This window comes from Maribacter forsetii DSM 18668 (assembly GCF_000744105.1).
In the GTDB taxonomy this organism is placed as follows: domain Bacteria; phylum Bacteroidota; class Bacteroidia; order Flavobacteriales; family Flavobacteriaceae; genus Maribacter; species Maribacter forsetii.
The window spans coordinates 1,836,052-1,858,340 of the sequence record NZ_JQLH01000001.1 but is presented as its reverse complement, the minus strand read 5'-3'; the positions used below and the strand labels follow the sequence as shown (position 1 = coordinate 1,858,340).

Sequence of the window (22,289 nt, the reverse complement as noted above, 5' to 3'; positions counted from 1 at the left end):
CTGACTATTTATCGTATACAGATGCTTTCTTGAAATGTTGACAAAGCTTATAATAGATAACTGCTCTATGCTTGTTTCTATTAGAAGAACCATACTTGTCCATAACAGTTGCAATAGCATCATCTAATTTAGAATCATCTGCAAGACCTAATTTTTTGATCAAGTAGTTATTTTTTACCGTATCCAATTCTTTTTGATCGCTACCAGATACTTTAGAAGCATCAATGTTGTAAATAGATGGTCCTAAACCAACAGTTACTTTTTTAAGCAAGTCCATGTCCGCATCCTCACCAAATTTATCTTTGATGTCAGCAGCATACTTTTCAATTAAATCGTCTCTTTTACTCATGTTAATGTGTTATAATTAATGGTTAATACTCCACTAAGATATGAAACGAAAATAATCAATCAAAATTTTATCGTTTATTATTGTAGGCGTAGTAATTTCCAGTAATTGCGGACGAAGGGTTTCTTTGAAAAAGTCACTCAATACTTCTTGAAGTTCTTCAGATGATTTTGCCGTTCTGTAATCAAAACCAAACATATTACAAAGCTGATCTGCAGTCAGTGAATGTCTTGTCTCAAAATAGGTTTCAAATACATCTGTATCATCCTTCCCGGGAAGTATTCTAAATATACCTCCACCCTTATTATTGATAACGATTATTCTAAAATTTGCCTTTATGTAATTATTCCATAAAGCATTACTATCATAGAAAAAACTAAGGTCCCCTGTTATAAATAGTGTTGGAGAGCTATGTATTAAAGATGCACCTACCGCAGTAGATGTACTACCGTCAATACCACTTGTTCCCCTATTACAAAACACTTTTAATGTTGGGTTTACATCGAATAATTGAGTGTAACGTATGGTAGAGCTATTTGCCAGTTGCAACATGTAATCATTAGGCACACCTTTTAAAATTTGATTAAATGCTAAAAAATCTGAAAATGGAATTTGTTTTAAATATACTTCTCGTTTTAAAATATAGCCTTGTTTTACTTTATTCCAACTAGAAAAAAAATCACTTTCTACAAAACCAGAAGCCACATACATTTTATCAAAAAAGGTATTCACTGGTACTTTAATATGCTCTTCTAAACAGAAAAAAGTATCGTTCGCAAATTGACCACCAATATGCCAGTGATGGTTAGGCTCGTAATTTCTTAGAAAAGCCTTCACCTTTTTAGAAACAATTAATCCACCAAAAGTAATTAGTACTTCAGGTTTCAATGTGGCAAACAGATTCTCTTTATCTTTTTGCATTTCAATAGGAGCAATCAAGGAATCTATACTACTGAAGAAATTTGGATGATGAATATTAGATGTCGTCTCGGTCAATACCATAACACTAGGGTCATTTGCCAGCAATTCCAATATGTTTTCTTTTATTTCGTTGGAAGTATTAACGCCAACCAAAACCATTTTACGTGGTGATGCATTCCAAATCTCCTTATGACTATCCAATATTGGAATTTCATTAAGCTCAACAGGAACCGGACTAATTTCTGACGAAACTGAAGGTTCTGAAAGCGTGTCATACAAAGGCTCTTCAAAAGGAGGATTTATATGGACGGGACTATTCTTGGTCAATGCAATTTCTAAAGCGAGATTTAATTCACCGTCATTATAATTCTGAATTTCCTGCTGAACCTGGTTTATCTCTCCATCAGAAATCCACTCTGGTTTATATTGTAAGACCTTTGATGTAGCATGACTGACATCTTGCTTTAGATTCGCCGAATACCTAATATGGTTTTCAAATACGTTTCGCTGATTTATAGTTTGCCCATCTCCTATTCCCAATTTATAAACTGGTCTATCTGCAGAAATAACCACTAAAGGAATATTACTAAAATATGCCTCTGCAACAGCAGGATAATAATTTAATAATGCACTACCAGACGTACATAAAATTACAACGGGCTCTTGTAATTGTTGTGCCATACCTAATGCAAAAAAAGCGGCACAACGCTCATCTACTATACTATAACAAGTAAAAAAAGGATTCTCTGCAAAGGCAATGGTAAGTGGTGCATTTCTTGACCCTGGCGATATTACGATATTAGAAATATTCTTTGCCTGGCAATGTTGAACAATAGATTGTGCGGTAGGTATAGCGGAATATCTCATGTAGTTCAAAAATACGACCAAAGCAGGTCATTACCCAAAACTTAAGTATCTATTTACCATCTAGAACCCTAAACATGGTATTACTTTTTAAAGCCGTTTCTTCCCATTCTTTTTCAGGTATAGAATCAGTTGTAATACCACCACCTACATAAATCTCAGCTTTCTCTTTGAACAATTGCATACAGCGTAGATTCACAAAAAGTTCTGAGGTTTTCATAACACTTCTATAAGCACTATTCTCTTGGTTACGGCGGTTTCTATTTCTTGGCAGTTCTGTTTTTGTATTCAGCTCACCTAAAAATCCGGTGTAAAAATTTCGTTCATACAATTCGTTTTCTAAAATAAAATTCTTTGCATTTTCTAACGGGCTACCGCATACTGCCGGTGTTGGGTGTAGTGCTTTTAATATATCACCAAATTTATTCGGTGCAAAGGTGCCTTTCATTTCAGTACGAAGATGCCAAAGTTGACCTGCCTTAACAGACTCTCGTTCAGAACTATTCAGAGAAACAACCTCATCTTTTAAAGTATCCAAAATATAATCGGTTACCAATTGCTGTTCATCTAATTCTTTCTCCGCCCAAATTGGTTCATTAGCACCTATTGCATTCTGTGTACCTGCCAAAGACATTGTAGTAAATTGAGTACCATTGCTTTTTATCAAGATTTCTGGGGTAGCACCCATCCAAGTTCCAATTTTTGGGTGGTACCAAAAGTAGCAGAATGCTTTTTTATATACTTGAAGAATTCGCTGATACACTTCAAAGTAATTATCTCTTACATCAACTTCTATTTTCCTAGATAATACAACTTTATTGAAATCACCTTTACCAATGCGCTCAATGGCTTTAGATATTAAATTAAGATATCTTCCCTTTTCTGTAGCTTCGCTTTCCGGTATGTTTTTCTCACTGACCTGAAATTCGTCATTTAAATTGAACGGAACCTTTTCAACGGCATCCATTTTCATTAAAATAGCATCTGAATTCACATCGAACGGAGCAAAAACGAATCCTGTTTCCGTGAAATCCATAACCTTATGAACGTCATCGTTGTTTTGAAAAACACCGACCAATTCAGACTCATTAGGTTTGCTATATAACACAAACGGCAACTGCTCTTTCAAGCAATTTTCAGCTCTATGAAAAAGTTCTTGCATCATACTACTTTCTAGGTAATGCTATAGTAGTTAATTTACAAAGAGAGACCAGTTGATCATCTTCGTTGGTCACCCTAATCTCCCATAATTGGGTAGTTCTACCTTTGTGTAAGATGGTTGCCCTGGCATAAACAAATCCTTCTTTTACACTTTTAACGTGATTTGCAGAAATCTCCAAACCTCTAACAAAAAATTTGTTACCATCTAAAAAAACATAAGATGCCGCACTACCAACACTCTCTGCCAATGCAGCGGTTGCTCCACCATGTAAAACTCCGTCTGGCTGATGCACTTTTGGAGTAACTGGCATTTTAGCCAACAAAAAATCTTCCCCTACATCTATGTATTCGATTTCTAAAGTCTGCATTAAGGTATCTTTAGAAGATTCGTTACAAATCTTTAGAATTTTCTCTTTGTAGTCGTTCATCCTTTTTTTTGTAAAATTAAGCATTACATTACCAACAGAAAAGCATAACAGTAATGATAGATTTATGGAGAACCAGATAAAAAATGTTACTTATAAAACTACGAATACCTATGAAACTTTAAATGAATTAAATAGCGACACAAAACAAATTTGGATTGTTTTTCATGGCATAGGATTCTTAAGTAGATTCTTCTTAAAGTATTTCAACGAACTGCCTAAGAAAGAAAATTATATCATAGCACCACAAGCACCTTCTAAATACTATTTAAAGAATGAATACAAGCATGTAGGAGCAAGTTGGTTAACAAAAGAAAATACGGCACAAGAAACCAAAAATCTCTATAATTATTTAGATGCTGTATTAGAGAAAGAACAGCTTCCGTCTGATTGTAAAATTGTTTTCTTCGGATTTTCACAAGGTATTTCAATAGCACTGCGTTATCTGGCATATTCCAAATTAAGTTGTTCCAAATTGATTCTTTACGCAGGCGGGATTCCTAGAGAATTAAAAACAGTTGATTTTATCCATCTAAAAGGCAAAACAGATATAATTTCAGTAATCGGAAACAAAGATGAATACCTGACTCCAGATAGATTAGCAGAAGAAAACAATAAACTTAAAACACTTTTTGGAGACCGTATTAAAAACATCACTTTTGATGGTGGACACGAGGTTAAGAAAGAGATTATAAATCAATTGGCAAAATGAACTATACACCAACCTTAGAAAACGAACGGGTTATACTGAGTCCGTTAACCTTAGAAAATTACGAAAAGCTAATTCCTATTGCTTCACAGAAAAAATTGGTTCAGTACTCCCCTTCTGATATTGAAACACCAAGTAGTTTAAAAAATTATGTAGAAACGGCATTGCAGCAATTAGCGGCAGGCACAAGCATACCTTTTATCATTTATGATAGAGAACATAATACTTTTGCAGGTTCTACACGCTTTATGCATATCAACAGAAAAAACAAAGTACTACACATTGGTTCTACTTGGATAGGACGTGAATTTCAGGGCACAGGTTTAAATTCACAAATGAAACAACTAATGCTTACATATGCCTTTACTACTTTGGATTTTGAAAAAATTGAATTCCGTGTAGATGAAAGAAATACGGCATCAAGAAAAGCAGTAGAAAAACTAGGATGCACCTTAGAAGGCATACTTAGAAAAGACGTGTACCTATTAGATGGTTTTAAAAGAAATACGTGCTATTATGGTCTTCTGCGAGAAGAATGGTTAGGTACCAATAAATAAGCTTTATTCTTCAACAACTTTTGTATCTGCGGGATAATAAGTGATTTTTCTGGTAGTATAGGTGTTATCTGGCGTTACAATTTGCTTGATCCAATTACCTACTTCAGAATTATCATATTGATAGATGTATTCTTTCTTTATAATACCGGCACCTCTTTTAGCAGTTTCAGCAATCAACATACCTTTTTCGTCGTATTCATAGGTGGTACGGGTAGTTGGCTCAAAATTTTTCAATTCAGAATTATATTCAAACTCTTGTTGCGCCATTAGTTTATCATCCATACTAAACACTTCTTCAAAAGCACTACTCTCTTCACCATTTAAATACTCTTTGGTCAAAACTACACGTTGAGCTGGTTTATTCGTTGGTTTCAATGTTGACGTACGAATAGATTTTAGAGGAACATCATTTAATAAGTAAGTAACGGTATTTTCTCCTTTGAACTTCTTATGTTCTACTTGGGTAATATCCGTATAATCATTGTTGGTTCTCTCAATACTGGCTAAATCTCCAAACTCATCATACCCATATATATACTGGTCTAAAAACTGCTTATCGTAAGAAAATATACGCTCCTGAATTGTTAAATTATCAGTTGAATCAATTTCATAAAAATGAGCTATAGAAGTGCTTGGGTCAAAAGTATTGTTTCTATATGATTCCGCTCTTTTCTCTAAAAGTTCTCCTTTACTATACTTATAATAAACAACATCATAATCTGCTTCATTATACCTAGTAACAGATTTGTTCAGCAACCCGTTCTTATTAAAGTCGTATTCTTCTTTACCATAATCGGTACTTACCAAACATACTTTTACATCACCTTTTAGATCAAAATCTTCTATTGTAAAGATTTGAATTTCTTGACCTTTGACAATAGTGAAAGCTGCCATAAAAACAGATAAAAACAGAAAATGTCGTTTCTTAACCATACTACAAAATTACTTTATTAATAATAGGCATAAAAGAATATCCTATAAAAGTAAAAAGGGACGGTAAATACCGTCCCTTTTTTTATAACAACTTAAAGTTATATTATTTAACTTCTTCGAAGTCTACGTCTTCAACGTTATCACCTTCAGAAGCACCACCGTCAGCAGTTGGTTCTCCTTGTGGAGCACCACCTTGGGCGTCAGCTTGCGCTTTGTACATTTCTTCAGATGCAACTTTCCAAGCTTCATTGATTTTATCTAAAGCTGGTGTAATAACAGCCAAATCTTTAGTTTCATATGCCGCTTTCAATTCTGCTAAAGCATCTTCAATTGTTTTTTTCTTATCGTCAGATAATTTATCGCCAAATTCAGTAAGTTGAGATTCAGTTTGGAAAATCATTCCGTCTGCTTCGTTCAACTTGTCAGCAGTTTCTTTCGCTTTTTTATCAGATTCAGCATTTGCTTCAGCTTCAGCTTTCATCTTCTTGATTTCTTCTTCAGTTAAACCAGAAGAAGCTTCAATACGAATATCCTGAGTTTTGTTCGTAGCCTTATCCGTTGCAGATACTTTAATAATACCGTTAGCATCGATATCGAAAGTTACTTCAATTTGCGGAGTACCTCTCTTTGCTGGTGGAATACCATCTAAATGGAATCTACCGATTGTTTTGTTATCGTTTGCCATTGGTCTCTCTCCTTGCAATACATGAATTTCAACCGATGGTTGGTTATCAGCAGCAGTAGAGAATACTTGAGACTTTTTCGTTGGTATTGTTGTGTTAGCCTCAATTAATTTAGTCATTACACTACCCATAGTTTCAATACCTAATGATAGCGGAGTAACATCTAATAACAATACATCTTTAACATCACCGGTTAAAACACCACCTTGAATAGCTGCACCAATTGCAACAACCTCATCTGGGTTTACACCTTTAGAAGGCTTCTTGCCAAAGAACTTCTCAACAGCTTCTTGTACTGCAGGTATTCTAGTAGAACCACCAACTAAGATAATCTCATCAATATCACTCTTAGAAAGTCCTGCTGCTTTCATAGCAGTCTCACATGGCTCTATAGTTCTTTTAACCAAATCAGCGATTAATTGCTCAAACTTAGATCTTGTCAAAGTTCTAACTAAGTGCTTTGGTCCTGAAGCTGTAGCTGTAACGTATGGTAAGTTGATTTCTGTTTGTGCAGAAGATGATAATTCAATCTTAGCTTTCTCAGCTGCCTCACGTAAACGTTGTAAAGCCATAGCATCTTTTCTAAGGTCCATATCTTCTTCAGACTTGAACTCTTCAGCTAACCAATCAATAATTTTTTGATCCACATCATCACCACCTAAGTGCGTATCACCATCAGTAGCCAATACTTCAAAAACACCGTCACCTAACTCTAATATAGATACATCATGTGTACCTCCACCAAAGTCAAAAACAACTATTTTCTGATCCGTATCTTTTTTGTCCATACCGTATGCTAAAGAAGCAGACGTTGGTTCATTAATAATACGCTCTACAGTTAAACCTGCAATTTCACCAGCTTCTTTAGTAGCTTGTCTTTGCGCATCGTTAAAATATGCCGGTACGGTAATTACTGCACGAGAAACTTCTTGACCTAAATAATCTTCAGCAGTTTTCTTCATTTTCTGAAGAATCATAGCTGATAATTCTTGTGGAGAATATAAACGACCATCAATATCTACTCTTGGTGTATCGTTATCTCCCTTTACTACTTTATAAGGTACTCTTTCAGCCTCTTTACTAGATTCTGAATATTTATTACCCATAAACCTTTTAATAGAATAAATGGTTTTATGAGGATTGGTTACCGCTTGTCTTTTTGCTGGATCACCAACTTTAATTTCACCTCCATCAACAAAAGCGATGACAGATGGTGTAGTTCTTTTTCCTTCTGCATTTGGAATTACTACTGGCTCATTACCTTCCATTACGGAAACACAGGAGTTGGTAGTACCCAAATCTATTCCTATAATCTTACTCATTTTATATGTTTTAAATTAAGTGCTTTATTTTACAATCGATTAGTAATTGACAAACAATATGCCAAGCCAGAAAAACTGACATGATGTCATTAATACACTTTTCTACATAATAATTATGCCAATATAGTATGGTAATACATTACCAAAACATTGTACCTTAGCCTACAAAACTTATACGATTTGGAGATAGAAAGCATTAGTGTTTTTGATATGCTAAAGATAGGCGTAGGTCCTTCTAGTTCACATACCTTAGGTCCATGGCGTGCTGCAGAGCGGTGGTTGGCCAGATTAAACTCTAAAGACAATCTTGAGAAGGTTGAAGAAGTAGAAGTGCACTTATACGGATCGTTATCATTGACAGGTAAAGGTCATGCCACTGACTATGCCGTAATGCTAGGGCTGTTGGGTGCCGATCCAGAATTGATTCCTATTGACACTATTGACCCTCTGATAAGTAAAATTAAAAACGAGCATGTTTTACTTTTAGATGGTACGTACAGGATCCCCTTTGATCCGGATAAGCATATTATATTCAATAGAAAATTTCTTCCTTTTCATGCCAACGGATTAAAGTTTCAAGCGAAATTGAAATCGGGCAGAAAAATTTCAAAAACTTATTATTCTATAGGTGGAGGATTCGTTATCAGTGAAGAGCGTAAAAATGCCAAACGCAAGATTGACATGTTTGAAAAGTTTCCGTTTCCTGTACAAAAAGGAACTGAACTTCTTGATTTTTGTAAAAACGAAGATTTAAAAATCTCTGAATTGGTTTTGCAGAACGAAAGATCTTTGCGAGATGATGCGAAAATCGACCATGAATTGAATCGTATTTGGTCAACCATGTTAGAATGCATGTATACTGGTTGCCACACCGAAGGAACTTTACCCGGTGGGTTACATGTAAAGCGTAGGGCTTTTGAAATGCACAATAAGCTAAAAAGCGACCTACCCTACTCCAACCCTGAAGAGTGGTTACAGAGCATACGACAGACAGAGGTAAAGTTTAGACAAATACTACAGTGGGTAAGCTGCTTTGCCTTAAGTGTAAATGAAGTGAATGCATCCTTAGGTCGTGTAGTCACAGCACCAACTAACGGAAGTGCAGGTGTTATACCTGCCGTACTAATGTACTACATGGTCATTGAAAACCACGCAGGTAATTTTGAACATGTAAAACAGTTTTTACTTGTTGCCGGAGAAATTGGGAGCATCTTTAAAAAAGGAGCTACGATATCTGCCGCAATGGGAGGTTGTCAAGCAGAAATAGGCGTTTCTTCGGCTATGGCCGCAGGAGCACTTACAGAGCTGTTGGGCGGTACTCCAGAACAAGTACTTATGGCTGCAGAAATTGCAATGGAACATCATTTAGGGCTTACTTGTGACCCTATTGGCGGATTGGTACAAATACCATGTATTGAACGCAACTCTATGGGAGCCATAAAAGCTATTAATGCTGCAGAGCTAGCCTTGGGGTCTGATCCTTCAGCAGCTAAAGTACCATTGGACAAAGTGGTACAGACCATGTGGGAAACCGCAAAAGACATGAGCTCCAAGTATAAAGAAACCTCTGAAGGCGGATTAGCAGTTGGTGTTTTCTTGAGCGATTGCTAACCTTTTTTAAAACAAGGCAAACTTTACTTTGTAGTTGCACATATAAAGGTCTTTTTATATCTGCATTTATTCCGCTAACTTTAATTTATGAAAAATCTGATTTCTGAAAGGGTAGCCGATTTTATTAAAAACTATCCGCCTTTTAATGTTCTTGACAGCAAATCACTTTTTGAGTTGGCAGAACAAGTACTTATCGTCTATAAAGAAAAGAACAGTATTATTTTCAATGTTGATGAACCTCAGCATTCACACTTTTATATGGTTCATAAAGGTGCGGTTACTTTAAACAATCCCACCAATTCAAATATTATTGACTATTGTGATGAAGGAGATATATTTGGGTTACGTCCGCTTTTTGCCAATGAAAATTATAAGTTAGAAGCTAGAGCACATGAGGAGTGTATTCTCTACGGAATTCCAATAGATATATTTAAACCTATTGCCAAGAAGAATGACCAGGTAACTATTTTCTTAATGGAGAGTTTTGCCTCCAACACCCGTAATCCGTACGCAAAAAATCAAAAAGGGCAGCTTTATGATAACGAAGATGAAGAAGAGGTTACTACGGAAGTGGTACTGCCAGACTTACAATTAGCTAGCTATTCAAAAAAATTGGTGACCTGTTCCACAAGAACCTCTATTAAGAAGGCTGCTGATATCATGTCCAAGAAAAAAATTGGATCACTATTAATTACCAGTAAAGATTTACCCGTTGGTATTATTACCGATAAAGATTTCAGAAACAAAGTAATATCAGGTGAGCAGCCAATAACTGCTTCAGTTAAAACCGTAATGACTACTCCGGTAATTACGTATCCAAAAAATCTTACCATTACACAGGCACAAATGGCGATGATGAAAAGCAACATTAGTCATTTGGTTATTACGGAAGATGGTACGCCAAATTCTCCTGCATTAGGAATTTTATCCAAGCATGATGTAATGGTTTCCCTAGGCGATAACCCGGCAGTATTGGTAAAAGCAATTAAACGTACCTCTCGCATTAAAAAAATAAAACAGATCAGAAAAAGTGTTATGGTTCTTTTAACCGGATACTTAGAGCAAAATATTCCATTAGGACTGATTGCTAAAATCATCTCTGAACTAAATGATACATGTATTAAGCAGGTAGTGGAAATTTCTATTGTTAAAATGGATACGCCCCCACCCGTTAAATTTGCATGGCTGGCATTGGGTAGTCAAGGTAGAAGCGAACAACTTTTACATACAGATCAAGATAATGCCTTGGTATTTGAAGATGTACCTGAGGAAGAATTATCTAAAACTACCACTTACTTTCTTGAACTTTCCAAACATATAACCAAAGGATTGAATACTATAGGGTATGAGTACTGCCCAGCGGACATGATGGCTTCTAACCCAAAATGGTGCTTAAGTCTAGAAGAATGGAAAAACAAACTATCATACTGGATCAGTAACCCAGGACCCAACGAAGTTTTAATGTCCTCCATTTTTTTTGATTACAGTTTAGCATTCGGAGAAAGAAGTTTATTGGATAATATGTCTGACCATATATTTAGAACCGTTAAGAATTATCCTATTTTTTTGGTGCATTTGGCAAACGGTGCACTTCAAAGTCCGTCACCCACTGGTTTTTTTAGGCAATTTGTTGTTGAGCAAGACGGTCAACACAAAGATTCCTTTGATTTAAAAAGTAGAGCTTTAAGACCCTTGGTTGATGCTGCTCGTGTTTTAATACTATCACATTCCGTTAAAGCTATTAGCAATACATGGGAACGATATGAGAAATTAGCGGAACTTGAACCCAATAACAAAGAGTTGTATTTAGCTTGCTCTTATGCTACCAAAGCTTTATTGAAATTTAGAACACGCCAAGGTTTAGCTAATCATGATTCAGGTAGATTTATTCAACTAGATCAATTGAGCAAGCAAGAAAAAATGAAATTGAAAAGAACCTTTAAAGCTATTAAGGAAATACAAGAACTGATTACACTTCGTTTTAAAGTCACTAATATTTTAGGCTAATGGGATTATTTAAAAGAACACCTAAAAACCTACCAGAATTTTGGAAAACTTATGAAAGCCTTTTCAAGGAAACTCAAAGTAAAAAATTTAATGACCAAATTTTTGTAGTCTTAGATACCGAAACAACAGGCTTTAGCTTTGAAGATGACCGTATCCTCTCCATTGGCGCGGTAAAAATTACAAATGAAAGCATCTCTGTTCAAGAAGTATTTGATATCTATTTAGAGCAAGAAAAATTCAATAAAGAGACTGTCCACGTTCACGGACTTTTAAAAAACGGACAGCGAGAGTGTATTAGTGAAATTTTGGCACTTGAAAAGTTTTTAGCTTATGTTGGCGATGCGGTTATTGTGGCACACCATGCAGGTTTTGATATGGGGATGCTAAATACTGCTTTAGTAAGACATGGTCTACCTAAACTAAAAAACATGGTCTTAGATACGGGAGTGATTTACAAGAAAACATTAATAAAGTCCTACCTAGTTCAACCAAAATCCAATTATACCCTAGATGAGCTTGCGGAAAAATTCTCCATTTCTAGAAAAGACAGGCATACTGCTTTAGGCGACGCCTATATAACAGCCGTCGCCTTTTTAAAGATAATATCACGCTTAAAGGAAAAGAAAAACTTCTCGCTTAAATATTTACTTAGATAAGTTTAAAGGCTCTCCAAATAACTTAAGACATTTCTATTTATTCTATCATGAATATGAGTAGTATCAGCCTTTACAAATGGCTCTCCAGTTATATGCTCGTAAAGTTCAATATAACGTTCAGATACAGACTCAATGTATTCATCAGACATCTCAGGAACGGTTTGCCCCTCTAAACCTTGAAAGTCATTCGCAATCAACCATTGTCTTACAAACTCCTTCGATAATTGCTTTTGAGGCTCATTGGCATCTTGCCTAGCCTGATATCCGTCAGAATAAAAATATCTTGAAGAATCTGGAGTATGAATCTCGTCTATCAAAACAATCTTTCCTTCTTTAGTTTTTCCAAATTCGTATTTCGTATCCACTAAAATCAATCCTCTTTCAGCAGCGATTTCCGTTCCCCTTTGAAAAAGAGCATAGGTATACTTTTCTAAAAGTGCATAATCTTCTGCTGAAACTATTCCCTTGCTTAGAATATCGGCTTTCGATATATCCTCATCATGATCACCCATTTCCGCTTTGGTAGCAGGAGTAATTATAGGACTCGGAAATTTGTCATTCTCCTTCATACCATCAGGCATGGCAACACCACATAACATTCTTTTGCCCAGTTTGTATTCTCTAGCCGCATGACCGGATAAATACCCACGAATAACCATTTCTATCTTAAAAGGCTCGCAGGCAACACCAACAGCAACATTTGGATCAGGAGTTGCAGTTAACCAGTTTGGAACAATATCTTCTGTAGAAGCCATCATTTGGGTTGCAATCTGATTTAAAATCTGTCCTTTGTATGGAATTCCCTTGGGCATCACCACATCAAAAGCAGATAACCTATCAGTGGCCACCATGACCAACATATCGTTATCTAAAGTGTATACCGATCTTACTTTGCCTTTATAGACATTTTTCTGACCCGGGAAATTAAATTCAGTTTCGTAAATAGTATTCTTTGACATGTAAATTCTTAATTGTGGTGTTCTATAGTTTTATAAGCTTCAATAACTTTTTTCACAAGTTTATGACGGATTACATCTTTATCATCTAGATAAATAACCTCTATACCTGGCACATTATTTAAAATGAGCAGTGCCTCTTTTAAACCTGAAATTGTTCTTCTAGGCAAGTCAATTTGCCCTGGATCACCCGTAATCAGGAATCGTGCATTTCTACCCATTCTAGTTAAAAACATTTTCATCTGTGCGTGGGTGGTATTCTGTGCCTCATCTAAAATAACAAAAGCGTTATCTAAAGTTCTACCACGCATAAATGCCATTGGTGCAATTTGTATGGTACCGTTTTCAATATAATGCACCAATTTTTCGGCAGGAATCATATCTCTAAGGGCATCATATAAAGGTTGCATATAAGGATCTAGTTTTTCTTTTAAATCGCCAGGTAAAAAACCAAGATTCTCACCAGCCTCAACAGCCGGTCTCGTCAAGATAATTTTCTTTACCTGTTTCTCTTTCAAAGCCTTTACCGCAAGTGCAACCCCAGTGTAGGTTTTACCCGTACCTGCCGGACCAATGGCAAAAACCATATCGTTCTTTTTAGAGGCATCTACCAAACGACGTTGATTAGCAGTTTGTGCTTTTATCAGCCTACCGCTAACACCATGAACCAAAGTTTCTCCACTATTCTTTGATGATTTTAATTCATCATCCTCAGAACTTGTCAAAACTCTTTCTATACTGTTTTCATCTAATTTGTTGTATTTAATGAAATGCTGGGTCAACATATCAAACCGCCTCTCAAACTCTTCCAGTAGTTCTTCATCTCCAAAGGCTTTGATTTTGTTGCCACGGGCTACAATTTTCAACTTCGGAAAGTATTTCTTTAATAAATCAATATGTTCATTTTGCTGCCCAAAAAACTCTCTCGGGCTAATTTCGGTAAGTTCTAGAATTATCTCGTTCAAACAGTCGGTTTTATAATGATTTATAGTTAGCGAAGATTAGTTTCTAGTCGCTATTTTTTGTTTAATTTTGTATATCAAATTTAAGCAAATTTTAAGTTCGACTAACCAAAAACATATCAACATTGCTGTATGGCAATTATCACCCTCACAACAGATTTCGGATTAAAAGATCACTTTGTAGCTGTATTAAAAGGCTCCATATATACAGAATTGCCCGATGCTAAAATTGTTGATATTTCGCATGACATCATGCCCTTCAACATTCACGAATGTGCTTATATACTCTCAAATACTTATAATAGTTTCCCAAAAGGAACCATTCATATTGTTGGTGTAGACTCTGAAGAAACCCCGGATAACAAGCATATTGTAGCATTAGTAAACGGACATTATTTTATTAGCGCAAACACCGGTGTCATTGGACTCATCACCTCTGAAATGACTCCGGAAAAAGTATTTGAAATAAATTTACCAGATTCTATTGCAAACTCATTCCCTGTATTAAATGTTTTCATACAAGTTGCCTGCCATATAGCCCGCGGCGGCACATTAGAACTTGTGGGCAAACCATTTACCGAATTGAACGATTTAAGAGAATTTGCACCGAGAATAGTTGAAGACGGAAAGAAAATAATTGGCAGTGTCATCTATATTGATAACTATGGAAATGTAATTACCAATATTCGTAAAAATTTATTTGACGCTTATCGTAAAGACCGTGATTATACCGTAATGGCCCGTAATCATAAAATAAAAACGATCCATAAAGCTTATAATGAATTTATAGACTATAGTTTAGAGAAGAGTCAACGTAAGAGTGCGGGAGACCTGCTTGCCATATTTAATTCATCCAATTATATAGAACTGGCTATTTACAAAAGTAATTTAACCACAGTAGGTGGTGCTTCTACCTTATTAGGATTGGATTATAGAGATACTATTATGGTAGATTTTGAATAGCATTAGCAAATTCAATTTCAAGAATATTTAAGCGTATTTTTAAAATATAGGAAGAGGTCAAAAGTTAATAACTAATGCCTGAAATTAATTAATATGATCTTAATGTAGTAATACCTAGTATTATACACTACCTTAATAGATAACAAACTGTTAATAAGTTTGTTTCCTTAAAAAGGTCAATTAAAATATCTTTGTTGGTAACGAAAACTGCCAACAATAAGGAGTTTAAACCTATTTTTCTTGATGAATTCAAGGAAAATATCAATAAATATTAAAGAATGAAATTTATAGTTTCAAGTACCTATTTGCTAAAACAACTTCAAATATTAGGAGGTGTAATCAACAACAGTAATACGTTACCTATTCTGGATAATTTTCTGTTCGATTTGCAGAAGGACAAACTAACGGTCTCAGCTTCCGATTTGGAAACCACCATGAGTTCAGTTATAAAAGTAGATTCTGACAACGAAGGTACTATAGCTGTACCAGCAAGATTGCTTTTAGAAACTTTAAAAACTTTCCCTGAACAACCACTGACTTTTGTTGTTGAGGATAACAATACAGTAGAAATCAGTTCTAACCACGGTAAATATGCGCTTGCATATGCTGATGGAGCTGAATTCCCAAAAGCAGTTGAATTAACAAGTCCAAGTTCAACAACATTACTTGGTGATATTTTGGCAACAGCGATTAACAAAACAATATTTGCTGCAGGTAATGATGACTTAAGACCTGTAATGAGCGGAGTATTTTTTCAATTTTCTCCAGAGAACTTAACGTTCGTTGCTACTGACGCACATAAATTGGTGAAATACCAACGAACAGATGTAAGAGCTTCTCAAGTAGCGGAATTCATTATGCCTAAAAAACCTTTGACTTTATTGAAAGGTATTTTAGCTGGTAGTGAGTCTGATGTGCTTATTGAATACAATGAAAGTAATGCAAAATTCAGTTTTGATGAAACTGAATTGATTTGTAGACTAATAGATGGCAAATACCCTAACTACGAAGCGGTAATACCAAAAGAAAACCCGAACAAACTTACTATTGCAAGAAATCAGTTTTTGAGCTCAGTAAAAAGGGTTTCTATTTTCTCTAATAAAACAACACACCAAATACGTTTAAAGATAGCAGGTGCAGAACTAAATATATCTGCTGAAGATCTTGATTATTCTAACAAAGCAGAAGAAAGATTGACATGTGCTTACCAAGGTGATGACATGCAAATTGGTTTCAACTCTAGGTTCTTAACCGAAATGTTGAACAACTTAGGTTCTGATGAAGTTTCTTTAGAAATGAGTTTACCAAACCGTGCAGGTATACTTACCCCAACAGATGGTTTGGATGAAGGTGAATTTGTAACTATGTTAGTAATGCCTGTTATGCTTAACGGATAGTACTAAAAACTATAAATAAAAAAGGGTCAGTTATTCAACTGACCCTTTTTTTTATGCTTTATATCTTGTTTACGATATAAACCGTATGGTTCCAAAATAACTAGGAGATTCTCCGTTACTTGCTTTTATGGCATTTACTGCAGGCATCACAATTGATAAGATACCGGCAAAAATCAGCAATAAGATTCCGAGTCCGAATAATAAGATACCAGGAATACCAATTACTAAATATAAGATCAGGGTTAACTGAAAGTTAATGACAGATTTACCATGCTCATCCATACCAATAACAGAATCTTTGGTTGTTAACCAAATCACCAGCGGCACTATAAGTCCGCCAAATCCTGTTATAAAATCTAAATATTGAGACAAATGAGTAATGACCAACAAATTACGGTCTTCACGAACAACTACTGCGTTTTTATTTACTAGTTCCATTTTTGATTGATTTTAATGATGAATACTATAAATAAGACGCACAAACCCCATAAATGTTACAAAAATTAGAAATTATAATTTTCTATTTAGCTTTTTAAGTTTTTCCTGCTCTTTCATTATCTTCATTTGACTCTTAGCAATCTTATCTTCTTTTTTCTGAATATCAACCGGAGAAAGTGTTCCTTTAACCTTCCCTTTTTCCAACTGACTTTTTAATTTTTCAATTTGTTTCTCTTCGCTGGAAATAGACTTTTCTTTAGACTTAATTTGCTTTTTCAACTTCTCTTCCTTCTTCTTAGCGGCAGCTTCTTTCTTTTCTTTTTTAGCTTTTGCTTCAGCCCTATCAACCTTCTTTTTAACATCATCCATTTCCTTTTCTTGGTCAACCGTAATTTCGGTAGAAGAATTTGGAGTTTCACTTTGAGCAACAGCTAAAGAGCCAACTAACATAAACACTAATAATACAAGTACTTTTTTCATTTTAAGATTACATTTTATAACATGCAAAATTACTATATAATTGAATACTGAAAACAAAAGGTGTTTAAATTAAGAAAACTACAACAGTTATAATTGATTATTTTTGCATGATGATTCAAACCGATACTATAATAGCATTAGCAACTCCAGCAGGCGCAGGAGCAATCGCAGTTATAAGACTTTCAGGACCCGATGCCATTACCATTGCTACTAAACAATTTGAATCGGTTTCAGGTAAAATTCTTGAAAACCAAAAAAGCCATACCATACACTTAGGTTATATTAAGGATGGAGAAAATATACTAGATCAAGCACTCGTTTCCATATTTAAAAATCCATATTCTTATACAGGAGAAAACGTGATAGAAATATCGTGCCACGGTTCACCATATATACAACAGCAAATAATTCAATTGTTTCTTAGAAATGGTTGTAGAACCGCAGATGCAGGTGAGTTTACCCTAAGAGCCTTTTTAAATGGTAAGATGGATTTAAGTCAGGCAGAAGCTGTTGCCGATTTAATCTCTAGTGATAACGCTGCGAGTCATCAAATAGCTGTTCAACAAATGCGTGGGGGTTTCAGTAATGAAATAAAACAATTACGAACAGAGTTGCTGAACTTTGCTTCATTAATAGAACTAGAACTCGATTTTTCTGAAGAAGATGTAGAATTCGCAGACCGTACTCAATTTAAGGAACTACTTACACGCATTCAAAAAGTATTGCAAGGTCTAATAGATTCTTTTGCAGTAGGAAATGTAATTAAAAATGGTATTCCAGTGGCTATTGTAGGCGAACCTAACGTAGGTAAATCTACCCTTTTAAATGCGTTTTTAAATGAAGAGCGCGCATTGGTATCTGATATTGCCGGAACAACCCGAGACACTATAGAAGATGAAATATCTATTGGCGGAATTGGTTTCAGATTCATAGATACCGCAGGAATTCGTGAGACCCAAGATGTTGTAGAAGGCATGGGAATTAAACGAACATTCGAAAAAATAGAACAGGCACAAGTAATTTTACTACTGGTTGATGGATCAAAGATTTTAGCTGACGATAAGAAACTCAAAAATATTGTCATCGATTTTGAGAAAATAAAAAATCAGAATCCGCTAAAACCTTTAGTATTGCTTGTAAATAAAGCCGATACCCTTTCTGAGGATGAGAAGAATAAAATCGGCACCTATTTAGATGATGTAAAATACCTATCTGCAAAAACTGGAGAAGGTGTAGAAGAATTACAAAATAGCCTTTTAGAATTTGTGAATACAGGAGCTCTACGCAATAATGAAACGATAGTTACCAATACCCGCCATTATAACTCCTTACTAAAAGCATTAGAAGAAATAGAAAAAGTTCAATTTGGAATGAAAGCAGAACTTTCAAGCGATCTCATGGCAATTGATGTTAAGGAAGCTCTTTACCATTTAGGAGAAATCACAGGCCAAGTGACCAACGATGAGTTGTTGGGAAATATATTTGCTAATTTTTGTATCGGGAAGTAAAACATCACTTATTTTTATTGATACGTGTAAAACGCTATTTATAATTCTTTGTATTTTAAATAAAAAAATAGGGACAACTATATATCGTTATCCCTATTTGCAATTAAACTAACATGCTCAAATAATATTTTCACATTTAATGGAAAACCCAACTAAAATCATTCGATTATTTGTCCTCTAGACAACAACACCTTTTTCAATTGCGTATAATCAACATTTTGTACTGCAGTATTCTCATCTATTGCCATAACGGCCGCCGCAGCTGCCGATTGTCCTAATATCATGAAAACTGGTTCCATTCTAATAGAGCCAAAAGCTATATGACTTGATGAAACACAGACGGGAACAAGTAAATTTTCACATTCGCTTTTTTTAGGTACCAACGAGCCATAAGAAATAGTATATGGACCGTTAGTTTCTACTCCAATATCTCCTTCGTTTTGTACAAATCCATCGGGTTTTATATAACGTTGTGCATTGTGAGAATCCATAGTATATGAACCTAATCCTATTGGGTTAGGAGTCTTACTCTTTTTTAATAGTTCATTCTCTGTCATTACAAATTCACCTACCATTCGTCTTGCTTCTCGAACATAAATTTGATGTGGCCAGTTACCATTATCCACAAATTCATCTTTAGCTAACCCCCATTTTTGCATTTCCATTTGAATATTTTTTGGCACTCTAGGGTCATTTGCTACAAACCATAAAAGTCCTTTTTGGTATTGCTCGTGTTCTTTTATAATCTCTTTTCTTCTTTCATATGAAGCCTCTGGATAATCATAATTCATACCGATATTGTCGCTACTAAACGGTCCATGATTATTTGTATCTGTCTTATGATTGGGAATGGCATCAAACTTATTGAACCATTCATTCCAACCTGAATCAAATACACGAGCAAGCAATTCATATTGCATTGGGTCATAACCTTCAGGCTTTGGAAAAGGTACTCTATTGGCTTCATGATTAGTCATACAAGTACGAAAACAATATGCTTGAATCTTATGGTCCCCATCATGTTTCTTACCTGGTGCTTTACTGGAAACCCTAGGTAACAAACCACTAGTTGAATCCCCTGGTATTATATAAGGGGATATATTAGATTGAAACCAATGTTTATGATGTAAAACACCTGTCTGCACTCCATTCCATTTTTCTCCATAAACATCTTTGCCTTCCCTACCTACATGATAACTTACTCCAGCAGCAGCCATTAAATCACCTTCGTAGGTTGCATCTAAAAAAACTTTAGCTGAGTATGTTTTACCTGTCAACGTAGAAATTGATTTAATAGTTCCGTCTTCTACAAGTACACCATTCTCCCGATCTAACCATTCATCTCTATAAACCCTAATTTCATTCTCTTTAATTAAGTCTTCAAATACATTTTCTGCAACACGAGGTTCAAAAATCCACATAGTCCTATTTTCTCCATCCATGGCTGGTGTACCTTGTCCTGTATTTCCATATTCACTTTTAGGTTGCCATTTCCAAGCCTCATCAGTATTATAATGCTTATAAATTCTTTGATAAAATTCTCTTGCAAGTCCTCCAATTACACTTTTATCACCAGTATCAGTCCATCCTAATCCTCCAGAGGTCAATCCTCCCAAATGCTTATCTGGAGAAACAACTATAACCGATTTCCCAGAGCGTTTTGCCTCTACTGCTGCCGTTATTGCCGCTGAAGTTCCCCCATAAATAATAATGTCTGCTGTAATTGTTTCTTTTACATCTGTAGATTTATCCTCGCATGAATACAAAATCAAAGTTGAAATCATCAACACTACCATATGAAGTACGAAACGGCTTATACTTTTCATTTGTTTTGATTTTTAGAGTAGGTATTGGATGTTATTTCAAGTAGTTCTTTTTTCATTTCTTCTACCAATTCAAAATGCTCGTTAATTAAATCATTAGATTCAGATTCATCCTCCGCCAGATTATATAATTGACCCTGTAAATCATTCTCGTTTGGCTGAACATATTTCCAGTCCCCTTTCCGCAATCCCATTTGACCATTGGAAGATTGTACTACGACAGTATTTCTAATATTATTTTCCTTTCCCAAAAAGTTTAAAGATTGATCATAACTATCTATCGCAACATTCTCTGGCAAGTCATAATTGACAAGAGCTCCCAAAGTTGCCATTACATCGTTTAAAGCAAAAATCTTATCCGACTTCATACCTGTCGGAATTTTACCTGGCCATTTTGCTATAAATGGCATACGCACCCCGCCTTCCCATATTGTCCATTTAGACCCTTTAAGATTACCATTTGGATGATGCTCTTCTGGGTCATTATGTTTTTCTTTTACACTTGCTAAATCATTACTAGGGTTGGCATTATTTTTATATATACCAGTTCTTTCAAATTGCGACCCATTGTCACTAGCAAAAAGTATTAGGGTATTATCCGCCTGTCCAGAACTCTCAAGTGTATCTAATATTTGACCAATATAAGTATCCAATTCAGCAACATAATCACCATAGGTTCCAGCTTTTGTTTTCCCAATAAACTCATCACTTACCGACAATGGAATGTGTGGTACATAAGGAGCAAAGTATAGAAAAAACGGATTTTTATCTGTTGACCTGAATCTCTGACTTAAAAATGCGATACTTTTTTTAGTAAGTAGTTTTAAATACTCGTTAGATGGAATAATTTCAATATGTTCCTTACCCTTGGCTGCATCTATATTATAAAATTCATGTTGTAAGGCCGCAACTATATTATTACCTTCCATTACCCAGCATTCACTCGCACAGCTAAACCCGTACCAATTTTCAAAACCTTTATCCACTGGACCATTTTCAATTGGTTTGCTCAAATCGATATTTTTACCATTATTTTCTGATTTAAACTGACCGTATCCCGCTGGTTTAAGTCCGTCCAATGTTGGAAAATTTGCTCCTAAATGCCATTTTCCAAAACCTGCCGTCATATAACCCGCTTCCTTTAGCATTTTAGGAAGTGTTAATTGACCATCGCTTATCATGGAAGGTTCATAATTTGCAAGTACACCGGATTTCTTCCAACTTCTAAAAGGATATGTACCGGTCATCAACGCATATCTTGATGGTGTGCAAACCGAGACAGGACAATAAGCATTGGTAAAACTGATACCTTCAGATGCCAATTTATCCAAATTGGGCGTAGGCACTAAAGACTGATCATTATATGAACCCAAATCTCCGTAACCAAGATCATCGGCTAATATTAAGATAATGTTTGGCAATTTACTTGATTCCACTTTTTCCTCTTTACAAGATGTAAAAACCAATATACATAACGCTAAAACACTACTAAAGCAATACTTTCTTAACCAAAATTTGGTGGCTTTTTCATTAACAATTTCTTTTAATGGCTTCATAATTAAAACAA

20 protein-coding genes are annotated in these 22,289 nt (G+C 35.2%); 8 read left to right on the top strand and 12 right to left on the bottom strand.

The window, feature by feature from the left end:
- Positions 1-4 precede the first annotated feature (4 nt).
- The 4 genes from P177_RS07780 to P177_RS07765 are packed head-to-tail and all read right to left on the bottom strand — an operon-like array spanning position 5 to position 3,720.
- Positions 5-349, bottom strand: a complete 345-nt coding sequence (locus tag P177_RS07780) for a DUF2853 family protein (protein WP_036153632.1) — start codon at positions 347-349, stop codon at positions 5-7.
- Positions 350-382: 33 nt separating this feature from the next.
- On the bottom strand, positions 383-2,134 hold the full coding sequence (gene menD / locus P177_RS07775; protein ID WP_036153629.1) for a 2-succinyl-5-enolpyruvyl-6-hydroxy-3-cyclohexene-1-carboxylic-acid synthase: 1,752 nt from the start codon (positions 2,132-2,134) through the stop codon (positions 383-385).
- 49 nt (positions 2,135-2,183) lie between these two features.
- Positions 2,184-3,296, bottom strand: a complete 1,113-nt coding sequence (locus P177_RS07770) for a chorismate-binding protein (RefSeq protein ID WP_036153627.1) — start codon at positions 3,294-3,296, stop codon at positions 2,184-2,186.
- Between the two features lies 1 nt (position 3,297).
- Positions 3,298-3,720, bottom strand: coding sequence for a PaaI family thioesterase (locus tag P177_RS07765; protein ID WP_036153624.1), 423 nt, complete (start codon positions 3,718-3,720; stop codon positions 3,298-3,300).
- 64 nt (positions 3,721-3,784) lie between these two features.
- Here P177_RS07765 and P177_RS07760 point away from each other — a divergent pair, with 64 nt between their 5' ends.
- Both P177_RS07760 and P177_RS07755 read left to right on the top strand, forming a co-directional pair.
- Positions 3,785-4,429, top strand: a complete 645-nt coding sequence (locus P177_RS07760) for an alpha/beta hydrolase (RefSeq protein ID WP_036153622.1) — start codon at positions 3,785-3,787, stop codon at positions 4,427-4,429.
- Entirely contained in the window at positions 4,426-4,983 is a 558-nt protein-coding gene (locus P177_RS07755; protein WP_036153619.1) for a GNAT family N-acetyltransferase, read from the top strand. Before P177_RS07760 ends, P177_RS07755 begins: the two co-directional genes overlap by 4 nt.
- A 3-nt stretch (positions 4,984-4,986) precedes the next feature.
- Here the strand turns inward: P177_RS07755 and P177_RS07750 are convergent, their stop codons facing one another.
- Positions 4,987-5,916 (bottom strand): hypothetical protein, encoded by a 930-nt coding sequence (locus P177_RS07750; protein WP_036153616.1) that lies wholly within the window; start codon positions 5,914-5,916, stop codon positions 4,987-4,989.
- A gap of 103 nt (positions 5,917-6,019) precedes the next feature.
- Positions 6,020-7,921, bottom strand: a complete 1,902-nt coding sequence (gene dnaK, locus P177_RS07745) for a molecular chaperone DnaK (protein ID WP_036153614.1) — start codon at positions 7,919-7,921, stop codon at positions 6,020-6,022.
- 186 nt (positions 7,922-8,107) lie between these two features.
- Between dnaK and P177_RS07740 the strand changes: the two genes are divergently transcribed.
- From P177_RS07740 to P177_RS07730, 3 genes are all read left to right on the top strand, one after another.
- Positions 8,108-9,532 (top strand): L-serine ammonia-lyase, encoded by a 1,425-nt coding sequence (locus tag P177_RS07740; protein WP_036158010.1) that lies wholly within the window; start codon positions 8,108-8,110, stop codon positions 9,530-9,532.
- An 87-nt stretch (positions 9,533-9,619) separates the two neighbouring features.
- Positions 9,620-11,539, top strand: coding sequence for a DUF294 nucleotidyltransferase-like domain-containing protein (locus P177_RS07735; protein ID WP_036153612.1), 1,920 nt, complete (start codon positions 9,620-9,622; stop codon positions 11,537-11,539).
- The gene (locus tag P177_RS07730; protein ID WP_036153609.1) at positions 11,539-12,195 is read left to right on the top strand and encodes a 3'-5' exonuclease; all 657 of its coding nucleotides are present in this window, start codon (positions 11,539-11,541) and stop codon (positions 12,193-12,195) included. Before P177_RS07735 ends, P177_RS07730 begins: the two co-directional genes overlap by 1 nt.
- A gap of 2 nt (positions 12,196-12,197) precedes the next feature.
- On the opposite strand, the gene P177_RS07725 is transcribed toward P177_RS07730, so the two are convergent.
- Together P177_RS07725 and P177_RS07720 are read right to left on the bottom strand one after the other, a co-directional pair.
- Positions 12,198-13,154 (bottom strand): phosphoribosylaminoimidazolesuccinocarboxamide synthase, encoded by a 957-nt coding sequence (locus tag P177_RS07725; protein WP_036153608.1) that lies wholly within the window; start codon positions 13,152-13,154, stop codon positions 12,198-12,200.
- 8 nt (positions 13,155-13,162) lie between these two features.
- Positions 13,163-14,116 carry a PhoH family protein gene (locus P177_RS07720; protein WP_036153605.1) on the bottom strand — a complete coding sequence of 318 codons (954 nt, stop codon included), beginning with the start codon at positions 14,114-14,116 and terminating at the stop codon, positions 13,163-13,165.
- Positions 14,117-14,245: 129 nt separating this feature from the next.
- On the opposite strand from P177_RS07720, the gene P177_RS07715 reads away from it, so the two are divergent.
- Together P177_RS07715 and dnaN are read left to right on the top strand one after the other, a co-directional pair.
- Positions 14,246-15,076 carry an SAM hydrolase/SAM-dependent halogenase family protein gene (locus tag P177_RS07715; protein WP_036153604.1) on the top strand — a complete coding sequence of 277 codons (831 nt, stop codon included), beginning with the start codon at positions 14,246-14,248 and terminating at the stop codon, positions 15,074-15,076.
- Positions 15,077-15,354: 278 nt separating this feature from the next.
- The gene (dnaN, locus tag P177_RS07710) at positions 15,355-16,473 is read left to right on the top strand and encodes a DNA polymerase III subunit beta (protein WP_036153600.1); all 1,119 of its coding nucleotides are present in this window, start codon (positions 15,355-15,357) and stop codon (positions 16,471-16,473) included.
- A gap of 69 nt (positions 16,474-16,542) precedes the next feature.
- Here dnaN and P177_RS07705 read toward each other — a convergent pair whose 3' ends face one another.
- Together P177_RS07705 and P177_RS07700 are read right to left on the bottom strand one after the other, a co-directional pair.
- Complete coding sequence (locus P177_RS07705; RefSeq protein WP_036153598.1) at positions 16,543-16,911, bottom strand: DUF4870 domain-containing protein; 369 nt, start codon at positions 16,909-16,911, stop codon at positions 16,543-16,545.
- Positions 16,912-16,983: 72 nt separating this feature from the next.
- Positions 16,984-17,391, bottom strand: a complete 408-nt coding sequence (locus P177_RS07700) for a hypothetical protein (protein WP_036153596.1) — start codon at positions 17,389-17,391, stop codon at positions 16,984-16,986.
- 110 nt (positions 17,392-17,501) lie between these two features.
- Between P177_RS07700 and mnmE the strand changes: the two genes are divergently transcribed.
- The gene (mnmE, locus tag P177_RS07695) at positions 17,502-18,899 is read left to right on the top strand and encodes a tRNA uridine-5-carboxymethylaminomethyl(34) synthesis GTPase MnmE (protein WP_036153593.1); all 1,398 of its coding nucleotides are present in this window, start codon (positions 17,502-17,504) and stop codon (positions 18,897-18,899) included.
- 158 nt (positions 18,900-19,057) lie between these two features.
- Here mnmE and P177_RS07690 read toward each other — a convergent pair whose 3' ends face one another.
- Together P177_RS07690 and P177_RS07685 are read right to left on the bottom strand one after the other, a co-directional pair.
- Complete coding sequence (locus P177_RS07690) at positions 19,058-20,725, bottom strand: FAD-dependent oxidoreductase (protein ID WP_036153590.1); 1,668 nt, start codon at positions 20,723-20,725, stop codon at positions 19,058-19,060.
- Positions 20,722-22,278 (bottom strand): sulfatase family protein, encoded by a 1,557-nt coding sequence (locus P177_RS07685; protein WP_051941756.1) that lies wholly within the window; start codon positions 22,276-22,278, stop codon positions 20,722-20,724. The genes P177_RS07690 and P177_RS07685 overlap by 4 nt, the downstream gene beginning before the upstream one ends.
- Between the last annotated feature and the right edge of the window lie 11 nt (positions 22,279-22,289).